This is a genomic window from Thermosipho atlanticus DSM 15807, assembly GCF_900129985.1.
GTDB classification, from domain to species: domain Bacteria; phylum Thermotogota; class Thermotogae; order Thermotogales; family Fervidobacteriaceae; genus Thermosipho_A; species Thermosipho_A atlanticus.
Genome location: NZ_FQXN01000005.1, coordinates 101,650 through 114,776 on the forward strand (window position 1 = coordinate 101,650; position 13,127 = coordinate 114,776).

At 31.3% G+C, this 13,127-nt stretch carries 14 protein-coding genes; 6 read left to right on the forward strand and 8 right to left on the reverse strand.

All coding sequences use genetic code 11. The features are described 5' to 3' along the window. Window positions 1-3: 3 nt before the first annotated feature. The 7 genes from BUB65_RS06935 to BUB65_RS06965 all read right to left on the reverse strand — a co-directional run bounded on the left by BUB65_RS06935 (window position 4) and on the right by BUB65_RS06965 (window position 6,625). Window positions 4-309 (reverse strand): hypothetical protein, encoded by a 306-nt coding sequence (locus tag BUB65_RS06935; protein ID WP_073073518.1) that lies wholly within the window; start codon window positions 307-309, stop codon window positions 4-6. Then, window positions 306-926 (reverse strand): RNA polymerase sigma factor, encoded by a 621-nt coding sequence (locus BUB65_RS06940; protein WP_234946842.1) that lies wholly within the window; start codon window positions 924-926, stop codon window positions 306-308. Before BUB65_RS06940 ends, BUB65_RS06935 begins: the two co-directional genes overlap by 4 nt. Further along, a complete protein-coding gene (locus tag BUB65_RS06945; protein ID WP_073073520.1) occupies window positions 910-1,659 on the reverse strand; it encodes a DUF72 domain-containing protein in 750 nt (249 codons plus the stop codon). Before BUB65_RS06945 ends, BUB65_RS06940 begins: the two co-directional genes overlap by 17 nt. Next, window positions 1,656-3,572 carry an ATP-dependent helicase gene (locus BUB65_RS06950; protein WP_073073523.1) on the reverse strand — a complete coding sequence of 639 codons (1,917 nt, stop codon included), beginning with the start codon at window positions 3,570-3,572 and terminating at the stop codon, window positions 1,656-1,658. Before BUB65_RS06950 ends, BUB65_RS06945 begins: the two co-directional genes overlap by 4 nt. 386 nt (window positions 3,573-3,958) lie before the next feature. Continuing rightward, window positions 3,959-4,402: an SRPBCC family protein gene (locus BUB65_RS06955; RefSeq protein ID WP_073073526.1), complete on the reverse strand. Its 444-nt coding sequence runs from the start codon at window positions 4,400-4,402 to the stop codon at window positions 3,959-3,961. A gap of 20 nt (window positions 4,403-4,422) precedes the next feature. Continuing rightward, window positions 4,423-5,409, reverse strand: coding sequence for a LacI family DNA-binding transcriptional regulator (locus tag BUB65_RS06960; RefSeq protein ID WP_073073528.1), 987 nt, complete (start codon window positions 5,407-5,409; stop codon window positions 4,423-4,425). Beyond that, entirely contained in the window at window positions 5,381-6,625 is a 1,245-nt protein-coding gene (locus tag BUB65_RS06965) for a competence/damage-inducible protein A (RefSeq protein ID WP_073073531.1), read from the reverse strand. The genes BUB65_RS06960 and BUB65_RS06965 overlap by 29 nt, the downstream gene beginning before the upstream one ends. A gap of 162 nt (window positions 6,626-6,787) precedes the next feature. On the opposite strand from BUB65_RS06965, the gene BUB65_RS06970 reads away from it, so the two are divergent. From BUB65_RS06970 to tsf, 3 genes are read left to right on the forward strand one after another with little or no spacing between them, the layout of a single operon-like run. Beyond that, entirely contained in the window at window positions 6,788-8,365 is a 1,578-nt protein-coding gene (locus BUB65_RS06970; RefSeq protein WP_073073533.1) for a CTP synthase, read from the forward strand. Then, entirely contained in the window at window positions 8,362-9,078 is a 717-nt protein-coding gene (locus tag BUB65_RS06975; protein ID WP_073073535.1) for a histidinol-phosphatase HisJ family protein, read from the forward strand. The genes BUB65_RS06970 and BUB65_RS06975 overlap by 4 nt, the downstream gene beginning before the upstream one ends. Before the next feature lie 24 nt (window positions 9,079-9,102). Next, window positions 9,103-9,696 (forward strand): translation elongation factor Ts, encoded by a 594-nt coding sequence (tsf, locus tag BUB65_RS06980; RefSeq protein WP_073073538.1) that lies wholly within the window; start codon window positions 9,103-9,105, stop codon window positions 9,694-9,696. Between the two features lie 60 nt (window positions 9,697-9,756). Here tsf and glyA read toward each other — a convergent pair whose 3' ends face one another. Beyond that, window positions 9,757-11,031, reverse strand: coding sequence for a serine hydroxymethyltransferase (glyA, locus tag BUB65_RS06985; RefSeq protein WP_073073541.1), 1,275 nt, complete (start codon window positions 11,029-11,031; stop codon window positions 9,757-9,759). Between the two features lie 314 nt (window positions 11,032-11,345). On the opposite strand from glyA, the gene BUB65_RS06990 reads away from it, so the two are divergent. The 3 genes from BUB65_RS06990 to BUB65_RS07000 all read left to right on the forward strand — a co-directional run bounded on the left by BUB65_RS06990 (window position 11,346) and on the right by BUB65_RS07000 (window position 13,117). Beyond that, complete coding sequence (locus BUB65_RS06990; RefSeq protein ID WP_234946843.1) at window positions 11,346-11,768, forward strand: type II secretion system protein; 423 nt, start codon at window positions 11,346-11,348, stop codon at window positions 11,766-11,768. A 343-nt stretch (window positions 11,769-12,111) separates the two neighbouring features. Further along, on the forward strand, window positions 12,112-12,537 hold the full coding sequence (locus tag BUB65_RS06995; protein ID WP_073073544.1) for a competence type IV pilus major pilin ComGC: 426 nt from the start codon (window positions 12,112-12,114) through the stop codon (window positions 12,535-12,537). Between the two features lie 157 nt (window positions 12,538-12,694). Beyond that, on the forward strand, window positions 12,695-13,117 hold the full coding sequence (locus tag BUB65_RS07000) for a type II secretion system protein (protein ID WP_073073547.1): 423 nt from the start codon (window positions 12,695-12,697) through the stop codon (window positions 13,115-13,117). Window positions 13,118-13,127 lie beyond the last annotated feature (10 nt).

Consider the following 13,127-nt stretch of genomic DNA (forward strand, 5'->3'; position numbering starts at 1 on the left):
CTCTCAAAATCCATCACTAACAAGACTTATATCCAAAATAGGCTCATATTTTTTTGGAATTTGTTGAGAATTTTCGTAAGCTGAGTATAACGGTCTTTGTTTTATGGTAGTAGTCATGTTATTGAATACTAAAATTGTAGCAATAACTACAATAGCTGTTATTAATACTGCCACTCTTGCTACACTAAATCTTTTTTTCTTTTTTATCCGACTAATAATCTTTTCTTCAAGCATACTTCCTGGATTATAATAAATTCTTTTTTCAAGAGCATTAATAGCTTTAGTATAAATTTCTTCTTCAATTCTCATATGAAACCTTCCTCCTTCAAAGCCTTTTTAAGTTTTTCTCTTGCACTATGTAATCTGCTTTTTACTGTTCCCTCAGGAATGTCCAAAATTTTGGCAATTTCACTGTATGAAAGTCCATCGATATCCCTTAGTTTAATTAAAATTCTTTCTTTTTCAGGTAATTTTTCCAAAATATCTAAGATTTTTTCATACAGTAGTTCCTGTTGAACTTCTCTGTAAACATCTCTTCTTGGATCTACTATTTCAATCTCTCTTTCCCCATCTTCGTCATTTTGAACACTGAAAACTTTTTCATTTTTCTTCTTATATTTTTCATACAATGTATTACAAACATTCATTGTTATTCTATAAATCCAAGTTGACAATGATGAATTGCCTTTAAATTTCTTTATTCCTTTAAAAATTCTCAACATTACCTCTTGAACAACATCATCGATATCGTCTGTACCAAAATACGTTCTTGCAAAAGCACCTATTTTTGGTGCATATTCTCTGTATAGTTTTCTATAAGCCAATTCTTCACCACGTTTTAAGGCCTTTATAAATTCTTTTTCATCATTCCACTTTTTTTGACTATTACTACTTTCTATATGTTCTTTTTTATTGAAAAATGTCAATTTTTTCACCACCAACAAGTTTTCTAAAAAGTAATGCATTCTTTAGTGCTTTTCCTTTGAAACAATTGTTAAAATAGATTGCTTTATCTCCTCTAAATTTTTTTATCGTTTCCCATATTTTTATCATTTCATTTGTTGAGTAATTATAATTGTATCTTGTTTTAACATCATGTTTAAACCAATTTTTGTTTCTGCCATGAAGTCTTACATATAAGAACTTTTTTGCTTTTATAATAAAAGGATAAAAATTGGGCAATTTTGGTTGATCAATTGTTACGATCTCAAATTTTTCTGAGTCAAATGAAATCCAAGAAGCATGCCGGAATTCGACGAACAGCCTAGGGACTTTTTCTGCTATTAAATTTACAAATAATATGTTTTCTTTTGTTTTCATAAAAGAAAATGGAAATTGTGCTAAATAACCAATTAATCGATTTTCTTCCATAAGTATCTTTGTGTTTTCGAGAAATTTATCCAGATATTCAAGATTCTTTTCATGAGTAATCTTACCATATAATTTAACTGAAATGTAAAAATTATGCGGAAGTTTCCTCAAAATAGTTACTATAGATCTGTAGCTTGGCAATGTATAGTAAGTAAAATTAAGCTCGACTGTATTAAAACCATAATGCATCCAATAGTAATTTAAAAGTTCTTTCGACTTTATGTTTTCTGGATAAACTTCGCCAATCCAATCGTCAAATTGATAACCGCTTGTACCAACAAAAATCATTTTCCCACTCCATATTCTAGATGTTCGACAAGATGAAAAGGAATATCATCAATAAAGTTTTTTCCTCGACGCATGATGTAGTCATTTCCGTAGAATATTCGTGAAGATCCACCGACGCTGTAAATTAAATATAGGTAATCTTTTGCTCTAGTAATTGCTACATAAAATAGTCTTTCTTCTTCGTCTAAATTATTTTCTCTTAAAGACATAATGTGTGGAAAGTCCCCGGGATTTATACTTAATATGAAAACAACTTTCCATTCAAGTCCTTTTGCTTGATGGACAGTTGTTAAAGTAACTTTTTCTTTTTCCTTGTCAGTTTCAAACTCATTTACTTGAGATATTTCGTAACTTTCACTGATTAAGATGTCTGTAAGAAAATTTTCTGTATTTTGGTAAAATCCTGCCATTTCAATTAATCTTTCTAAATCTTCTTGTCTTTCTCTGTAGTCATCATACGATCGTTCAAGATAGCTTCTATAAAATTCTAAATAAAACTTTTCTAGTCTTTTTCCAGGATTTTCGAATTCTAAACTCTCCAGAATAATTTTCCTAACTGTTTTGAATTCCTCACTTTTTTCTTTTATATTTTCTAATTCCTTGAATGGATTTTGTGATTTGACAATGCTTTCGGCTATTCTATTGGCCTTAATCTTTCCAATACCTGATAACAATTTAAGTAATCTAGTCCATGAAATTTTTTCAGATGGATTTACTGTAACTTTAAGGAAAGCAAGAGAATCTTTTACATGGGCTGTTTCGGTAAATCTTAGACCAGAAAATATTTTAAAAGGTATACCGTGTTTCGAAAGTTCAAGTTGGAGTTCAAGGGAATGAGCATGAGCCCTGTATAATACTGCTATATCGTTTAATGAAATACCTTGATTGTGGTAGTTTAATATTTCGTTAGCAACAAAGTCAGCTTCATCATAGTGATCGAAGACTTGAACAAGAAAAGGTTTTGTTCCTGTTTTACGTGTAGCACGTAAAACTTTAGGGATAGCTTTTTTTGGAAGGAGTTCGTTAATAAGATTGACTATTTCTTGAGAACTGCGATAGTTTGTTTGAATTTTAAAAACTTTGGCTTCTTTTTGGAACTCAAGAACATTCTCAAATCTTGCCCCTCTGAAAGAATAGATACTTTGTGCATCATCACCAACAACCATTAAGTTACCATGTACTTCTGAAAGAAGGTTTGCTATTTGGAATTGAACTATGTTAGTATCTTGAAATTCGTCGACAAGTATCCATTTGAATCTTGAAGACTCTTTGAGTCTAATTGCTTTGTTTGTAGAAAGAATATGTAATGTATTAATTAGAAGATCATCATAGTCTAGAGAATTTTGAAGAGATTTTTCTTGTTGATATTTTATGAGTATTTGTTCTATGATATGTTCGTGTTCAAGGAAAGCTGGGTTAAATTTAGAGATAGCTTCTCTTATGGAACAAAGTGTGTTGTTCATGTATGAATTGATTGCAAGGAGTTGCTTGGCTGTAGGCATCCGTTTTTTTTCAGATTTTGGAATTATTTGTGCTCTTGCATTTTCCATGACGTCTTTTGAATCTTCTGTATCTAGGATTGTAAAGTTGTTTTTTATACCAATAACTGTCCCATATTTTCTGAGGAATAGGTTGCAGATATGGTGAAAAGTTCCTCCTAGTAATCCTTCTAGTTTTGATTTTGATACTTGTTTTGCTCTTTGTAACATTTCTTTTGCTGCTGCTTTTGTGAAGGTAACGAGCATTATTTCAGATGGTTTTATTCCTTTACTAATTAAATAGGCTATTTTATAGGTTATGACTCTTGTTTTTCCACTGCCTGGTCCTGCTATAACAAGTGTTTTACCCTCGGATTTTGTTACAGCATCGAATTGTTCTTGGTCAAGTTCGTTTTTTAAAATTTCTTCTATCATTAGATCATTCCTTTCTATTATTTAATCTTTTTTAGTAGTAATAATAGGTAAGTTGTGTTCTTGGAAAGTTATATCAATAAAGTCTTTCTAAACATTGCTATATATAATTTTATAACTTACCGCAACCATGGAAAGTTATAGTAGTTGATAGTGGTAAGAAATTTAGAAAATTAGAATATAAAAGCTTCTATTGCGGTTATTTTTCTATGTTGTTTTAAATCCAAGAATTATTTAGTAACGTCTATAAATAAAATGGTAAGAAACTAAGGTTTTGGAAATCTAAAATTCTTACCGCTGGTAAGAAAAACAATATATTGTATTACTTATTTACCAAACAACAATATATTGTTGTGAAAAATTCCAAAAAACTAACCAAATTCTAACATTTATATAATTATCAGTCCTTTTTCGATATAAGTTTTAGCATATACCATCATTTGTCCCCAACCGTACGCACATCCGTATCTTATTTCAAGTTCATTTAGATTTTTAACTAGAGTGTGATCTGTTATTGTTATCCAAGTTCCTTTATTGTCATCCCTCTGGAACTTCATCGTTGCTCTTGATCTAAAACCGTCTTCATATTCATACCACCAAAATTCCCAAAGTTTATTTTGAACTAAATAAACGGTGTATCCACTATCGGTAACTATTTCTCCATTTGTGAGACGTACCCATCTGAAGGAAATTTTTCCTCCTTCTTTTAATTCCATTTTCATTCCATCTGTAAACCATGGATCCCAACCATTTTCATTTACAAAAGTATTCCATACTTTTTCTATTGGAGCTTGGATATATTCTGTAAAAACTATAGGTTTTAATTCAAGCATTTAACCTCTCCTTTTAAAATTTACGTTTTTCTTAAAATAAGTTCAGGTTTTAAAACAATTGTTTGGGGTTTTCTAACATAACCTAAAATTTTCCTCAGAAGTATTTGACCTGCAATTGATCCCATTTCTACAATTGGTTGTTTTATAGTAGTAATATTTAAAATATCAGAAAGTGTAAGATTATCAAATCCACAAAGGTGGAAATCTTTGTTTGGTTCTAACCCCACAACTCTTGCGTATTCTAATACAGGAAAGGCAAAGTAATCAGTAGCAGCAAAGATAGCACACTTTTTTGAATTTGAAAAGATTATTTTAGCTGTGTTAAACGCTTGAAGCCAGTCGAGTTGGATTTCAAAAATTTGCGTTACTTTTCTTCCTTTTCTTTCGATAGATTCAATAAATCCGTTTACTCGTTCTTCAAAAACAGTACTTTCAAGTTGACCTTCTTTTTTATGAGTAATAATATAAATTTCTTCGTCGAAATTTGCAAGATAATCTCCTGCAAGCATTCCACCGTAATAATTATCTACTAGAACAGAATCATACATTTCAGATTCGTACTCCACAGAGACAACTGGCATATTTTTGGGAATAAATTGTAAAAGAAGTTGATCAACATTTAATGCATCAACTATTAAACCATCAGTTCCTAGCACAAAATCTGAACTTTCACGGACAAAGTTATACCTGTTCTCACTGTATAGAGGGTAAACAAATGAAGTATATCCTTCCTTTTCAAGTTCACTGTCAATACCACTTAATAGTAATTGATGAAATTCTCCAACCATTTGAGGAAATATAGTAGTTACTATTTTTGTGTGTCCACTTGAAAGCCTCCTTGCATGTGGATTAGGCAAATAACCAAGTTCTTGTATAACTTTTAGGACGTGTTCCTTGGTTTGAGCTTTAACATGTGGATTATTATTAATTACTCTTGAAACTGTTCCAACGCCTACCCCCGCTTTTTTTGCCACATCCTTAATTGTTATTTTTCTTTTTTTCCTCATGGATTAACCTCCTTAGAAGATTGAAAGAATGTAAAACAGCTTTGTATCTAATTATTTCCCTATTCCCTTTAAATAAGAACTTTTCATATAAGTATTCATTGCTTTCAAGTTTATAAGCACAAATCCAAACAGTACCAACAGGTTTTTCTTTCGAGCCTCCTGTAGGTCCTGCTATACCGGAAATTGCGATCGAATAGTCTGTAGAAAACAAAGAGGAGACTCCTTTTGCCATCTCCATTACACATTCCTTGCTAACTGCTCCAAATTGTTGCAAAGTTTCTTTTTTTACGTTTAATATTTTTTCTTTTATTTCGTTAGAATATGCAACAATTGCACCTTTAAAAACTTTTGAAATTCCAGGAACATTTACGAAGATTGAAGAAACAAGCCCTCCTGTACAAGATTCGGCAAAGGAAACAGTTTTGCCAAGCATCTTCAATTTTTCAAAAAGCACTTCTTCAATATTTTTTTCATCAATAGCATAAACATATTCAGAAATTTTTTCTAAAAGCTTTTGGACGATTTTGTCTATTTCATTTTTTAACGAATACTTTCCAGAAAATCTTAATTCAACTCCGGATTTATAACTTGCCATTGTTGCAACAGTTATGTCAGGTCGCGAGTATATGATTTTTTTATATTTTTCAACGAGAACAGCTTCCGGAATTCCTATTGTTTTTATTCTTCTAACGTATATAGGATTGTCTTTTTCAAGATATTTTAATATTTTTTGAAAGATAGGTTGTAATTCCGTGGGAGGACCAGGTAGAATGATAATGGTTTTGTTTCCGAGTTTTAACAATTGTCCTGGAGCTGTTCCCACAGGATTTTCAATAACAATGGCTCCTTCGAAAATATATCCTTGTCTTTTAACGTTTTCTGGAACTTCTTTGTAATATTCTTCTGCTTTTTTTAGGATTTTTTCTCCTAACTTTTCGTTATATATTAGCTTCTTTCCTGTAGCAAGAGATATGGCTTCGCGAGTTAAATCATCATTTGTTGGTCCAAGTCCTCCAGTTGTTACAACTAAGTCGGCTTTATCTAATGATTCTTTTATTTCCGGAACAAGAATTTCTAAATCATCTGGTAAGGTTTTAATGGCAATTATTTTAAAACCATAGTCTAATAGTTTATTTGCTACATATTTTGAATTAGTATCAACAATAATTCCTTCAACAAGTTCATTTCCGATAGCAAGTATTATAGCATTTTTCATTTGTAACACCTCGATTGTAAATTATTATATTAGAGAGATTTGGAAACGTTCCAAATATATAATATCATAAAAATATAAAACCTGTAACTTTATTTAACTTTAAAGCAACACTAATTATAAAATAAGATAGTAGAATAAATTTGTAAAGGAGGGATTTTGAGCGTGCCTCAAAAGTTTATAGTAGTAACTGGAGGAGTTTTAAGTGGTATAGGAAAAGGGATTTTTTCAGCATCTTTAGCAAGGATTTTAAAAGATAGTGGAATTAATGTAAATATTTTAAAAATAGATCCATACTTGAATGTAGACGCTGGAACAATGAATCCAAACCAACATGGAGAAGTTTTTGTAACGGAAGATGGATATGAAGCAGATCTTGATCTTGGGCATTATGAAAGATTTCTAGGTATAGATGTCTCAAGGAAAAATAATATTACAGCTGGTCAAATTTATCTTTCAGTGATTCAAAGAGAACGAGAAGGAAAGTACTTAGGTTCAACTGTTCAAATTGTCCCTCATGTTACTGCTGAAATTAAAGAAAGAATAAAATCAATGTCTGGAGACCTTCTAGTTATTGAAATAGGAGGAACCGTTGGAGATATTGAAGGAGAAGTCTTTCTTGAAGCAGTTAGGGAACTTGCATTTGAAATAGGAAGAGAGAATTTTTTATTTGCCCATGTAACGTATGTGCCTTTTCTTAGAACTACAAATGAGTTTAAAACTAAACCAACTCAACAATCAACTCAATTATTAAGAAAAATAGGCATACACCCTGATACTATAGTTGTACGAACTGAAGGTCCTATTGATGCAAATAGTTTATATAAGGTAGCGTTATTTAGTGGTGTTCCTAGAAATATGGTTATAAATCTTCCAGATTCTCCGAACGTGTATGAAGTTCCAAACATTTTACATTCACTTGGTCTTCATAGGCTTGTGGCAAGAAAGTTAAACTTAGAAATTAGAGATAATTATACCTGGCATTATCCAAAATCTTTTGAACTTTTAAAAATAGCAATAATTGGAAAATATTTGGGAACTGATGATGCTTATAAAAGCATAATAGAGTCAATTTACCTTTCTGGTTCACAAAAACCTGTTATTGTAGATGCCCAGGAATTGGAGGAAATGTCTGATGACCAGATTGAGGCTTATCTTGAACAGTTTGATGCTCTAATTATTCCTGGTGGATTTGGTAGAAGAGGAATAGAAGGAAAAATAAAGGCTATAAAGTACGCAAGAGAGAATAAAAAACCGATTCTTGGTATTTGTCTTGGAATGCAATTAATGGCAATTGAATTTGCTAGAAATGTTGGAGGATTAAAAGAGGCAAATTCTACGGAATTTGATAAAAACACACCCTATCCTATAGTAAATATGATGGAATCCCAAAAGAAAATATTAAATCTTGGAGGTACGATGAGATTAGGTGCACAGAAAACCATTATTGAACAAGGAACTCTCTTAAGTAGAGTTTATAAAGGACAGGAAATAGTATATGAAAGGCACAGACATAGATACGAAGTTGACGTCGATGCCTATGCAGATTTATTTAAAAAACCAGGGGAACAAGGATATAAATTAACTATTTCAGCAAGGTCCGATTTTGTGGAAGCAATAGAGCTTGATGAACATCCATTTTTTGTTGGAGTTCAGTATCATCCAGAGTATAAGACCAAAGTAGGAGCCCCTCATCCGTTGTTTAAAGCTCTTGTTGATGTTGCAGGAGGGAATAAAATATGATAGATTATCATTTGCATAGTGTGTTTTCTCCAGATTCAACAGCAAAGGTTGAAGATATACTAAAAAAAGCAAAAGAAAAAGGGATTGATCATATAATAATAACGGATCATTTTGAAGTAGTAAAAGGAGAACATAATTTTAAATTTGATGTTGAAGAATATAGAAGGACAATGGAAAAGTATTGTTTACCTGTCGGTGTGGAATTAGGTTGGGACGGAGTGACTGACATATCAATAGATCTTGAAAATTTCGATTTTGTTATTTTGTCACTTCATGAATTTTCGAAACCTGTTACTCAGAAAAGTTACAAAGAATATTTGGAAAGAATATTAAATATTCTAACAAAATTTGATAGTTATCATGTTCTCGGACACCTTGATTTTCCAAGAAGGTATTCGGAAAGTTTTGAACCTTTTTCAAAGAATCTCTATCCCATATTGGAAGAGATATTTAAACTAGTAATTGAAAAAGGAAAGGGTATTGAAGTGAATACTGCTAGTATGTTAAAATATGGAGAGCCGAACCCTTCGTATGATTTACTAAAAATTTACAAGAAACTTGGTGGGGAATTTATTACGATTGGATCAGATGCTCATAGGATTGAAGATGTCGGCCAAAATGTAGAAAAAGTAGCACAAATGTTAAAAGAAATAGGATTTGGATATATAGGAGTATTAAAAGGTGAATGGAATATGTTAAAAATTGGTTGCTAAATAAAATAAAAGGGAGGAGAAAGGATGGCGATTAGTGCACAACAGGTTAAAGAATTGAGAGATAGGACAGGTGCTGGTATGTTAGATTGTAAAAAAGCACTTGAAGAAGCAAACGGTGATATGGAACTTGCAATTGAAATTTTGAGAAAAAAAGGTATAGCAAAAGCCGCAAAGAAAGCTTCTAGAGCAACAGGTGAAGGAATAATTGCATCATATGTACACTTCAACAAAAAGATAGGAGTTCTTGTAGAACTTAATTGTGAAACCGATTTTGTTGCAAGGACAGAGGAATTTCAAGAACTTGGTAATAAAATTGCAATGCATATTGCAGCAATGTCACCAAGGTGGGTAAAAAGGGAAGATGTACCTCAAGATGTAATAGAAAAAGAGAAAGAAATTTACAAAGAACAACTAAAAGATTCTGGAAAACCAGAGCATGTAATTGAAAAAATTGTTGAAGGAAAACTAAATAAATTCTTTGAAGAAAACTGTTTATATGAGCAAAAATTTGCATTTGATGAAGAAAAAACAGTAGAAGAACTTATAAAAGAATCAATTGCAAAAATAGGAGAAAACATTCAAGTTTCAAGATTTGTTAAGTTTGTTGTGGGAGAATAATTTGTTTTACAAGCGTAAAAAAAACACGCAGCACTACGCTGCGTGTTTTTTATGTTAAGTTTATAACTTAATTTTGTCTTTGTAAAGAGGAAATCTATTGCAAAGATCAAGTACTTGCTTTCGTACTTTTTCAATAATTTCTTCTGAGATATTACCATCTTCATCTTTAACATTTTTTAGTACAGTTACAATTAGTTCGGCAATTTCTTCCATTTCCTGTTCTTTCATTCCCCTTGTTGTTAATGCAGGTGTTCCAAGTCTAATTCCACTAGCAACAAAAGGTGATCTTGTTTCGTTTGGTATAGTGTTTTTGTTGACTGTAATATGACATTTTCCAAGAGCTATTTCCGCAGCTTTTCCTGTAACATTAAGTGGGTTAAGATCTACGAGCATTAAGTGTGTATCTGTACCTCCTGAAACAATTCTAAGTCCTCTTTTTTCAAGTTCTTGAGCAAGTTTCTTTGCGTTTTTAACAACTTGTTTTTGATATTCTTTAAATTCATCTGTTAATGCCTCTTTGAAACAAACAGCCTTTGCTGCTATAACGTGCATTAAAGGCCCACCTTGAATTCCAGGGAAAATACTCTTATTAATTGCTTTGTATATTTCACTGTCATTTGTTAAGATCATTCCACCTCTAGGACCACGTAATGTTTTGTGAGTTGTACTTGTTACAATATGAGCATATTCAACAGGATTTGGATATATACCTGCGGCAACTAATCCAGCAAAATGTGCCATATCTACAATTAAGTATGCGCCAACTTCATCGGCTATTTCTCTAAATTTTTTGAAATCTATAATTCTTGAATAAGCACTTCCTCCTGCAACAATAACTTTTGGTTTGTGAGTAAGAGCTAAATCTCTTACCATATCGTAGTTTATAACCTCTGTTTCTGGATCAACACCATACGCTACAACTTTGTACAATTTTCCAGAAAAATTAACTTGAGCGCCATGTGTAAGGTGTCCCCCATGACTTAATGACATACCCATGAGAGTATCTCCGGGATTTGATACTGCAAAGTAGGCCCCCATATTTGCTTGAGAACCAGAATGGGGTTGGACGTTTGCATATTTTACATTAAATAATTGTTTAGCTCTTTTTCTTGCTAATCTTTCAGCAACATCTACCCATTCACAACCACCGTAGTATCTTCTTCCAGGGTACCCTTCAGCATATTTGTTTGTAAGAAGGCTCCCCATTGTTTCAATTACGGCAAGAGAAGCAAAATTTTCTGAGGCAATAAGCTCGAGACCATATTCCTGTCTTTCCCATTCCTTTAACAGTACTTCATATATTTCGGGGTCAATTTGTTTTACAAAGTTCCACATTTTAAAACCTCCTTGAGAGTTATTTTTAAACTTATTCTATTCTATTCTATCATTAATATAAAACATTTGAAACTTTAAAAATTGGTTATAGAATATAGAATTTGATGAATTAACTTGAAAAAAAAGATTATTTTTGCTTTGTTAATAAAATATCATCAATGTATTTTAACAATATAAGTTGTAGAAACCCGTATTAATAAATGTTTTTTTAAGGGAAAAATTCTTTAAAGTTATAATTTATTTAAAAAACTTGCTTTTTTTGTTTTTTATGTGGTAAAATATAAAACAGAAAAATTAAAATAGGAGGTGGATTTATGAGGATGAGAAAAGGTTTTACACTTATTGAATTATTGATCGTTCTTGCTATCATTGCAGCATTAATGGGAGTTGTTACACCTATAGCATTGAATGCAGTAAAAAAAGCAAAAGCAACACAAGTAGCAACGAACTTTCAAAACATCAAAGCAGCAATAGAAAATTATGTAAACGTTAAACAGGCTTTACCGCAAAGTTTAAACATTCTTGTAAGTGAAGGATATCTAAATAGAACACCTGATGGATTTAGTTTAGAAGTTGATAATACTTTCAACAACGGAATAGCTGTTGCAACGATAACGTATACTGCAGGAGACGTAGATATGAATTTGGTAGCACAGGTTAATCCGGAAGTAACAACCGTAATAGCAAATGGATCAGCAGCATCAGGGGTAGCGATTACTTTCCAAAAATGGTGGTAAGATGGTAAGTTAGTTGAAATATAAATTTAGGATATAGGCAAAGTACAAAAAAGCCCCTAATATTAGGGGCTTTTTTGTTGTAAATTTTTCCATACATAATTTAATATTGTTTTACATCAAACCAATAAATTATTTCAAATGATACAAAACGATTATTAGACTCAATCATTAAATAAGAAAAATGATATAGTAATTTTCAGTGATTATTAGTAAAAAATTGTTTTAACAAAAAATTTTTTAATAAAATAAATAAAATATAATAATTTTATTTACAAAAAATTACCAATATAGCTTGTTTGTATGATAAAATAAAACTACAAAAGCTAAAATAGGAGGTGGATTTATGAGAATGAGAAAAGGTTTTACACTTATTGAACTATTAATTGTTCTTGCTATCATAGCATCATTAATGGGTATTGTTACACCAGTTGCGTTGAACGCGGTAAAAAAAGCAAAAGCAACACAGGTAGCAGCAAACTTTAGAAACATCAAAGCAGCTTTAGAAAGTTATGTGAATGTTGAACAAAACATGCCACTTAGTTTGAATCAGTTGAAAGACGCTGGATATTTAAATACTATTCCTTCTGGATTTAGTTACATTTATGAAGATAAATTTGATGTCAATGGAACAGCAATAGCAACGATAACATATACAGCAGGAGATATAGATATAAATTTAGTAGCGAAGGTTAATCCAGAAGTAAAGACAGTAATACTACCTGGAGGAGCAGCTTCAGGAATCGCAGTTACTTTCCAAAAATGGTGGTAAGATAGCAAGTTAATTAAAATAAAATAAAGAAAAAGATATGTAAAAGCCCCTGTTAATAGGGGCTTTTTTTGTTAGTATGATTTTTTTGGGAAAATTAAAATTTTTATGATATAATTTAATATTAGAATAGATAATATTTCTTAATTAGGGGGATATTATGAAAAAAGCATTTACTTTAATAGAACTTCTCGCTGTAATAGCTATTATAGCTTTTTTGCTAGTTATTGTAACTCCAAATGCATTGGAGGCTGTAAAAAAAGCTCAGGCAACAAAAGTGGCAAGGAATCTTAGAAATATACTTAAATCAGGAGAGACATATATTAATGTTGAGAAACCTGGAGATATTTCAAACTTATCAATTTTGTTATTAAAAGATAAAGGATATTTAGAAGATAGCATGAAAGAATCTGATTTGGCAAAATATCTGATAAAAGCAACAGATCTAGGAAATAGGATTGTTTTAGAGTCAGTTTACATTGGAAATGATGTAAGTACTTTTTTGGTAACGGACATATTACCAGTTATAAAGGCATCTGGTGTAATACTTTATTTTCGGTCAATTTTAGGGAAGTGGTGGTAAAACACACAGG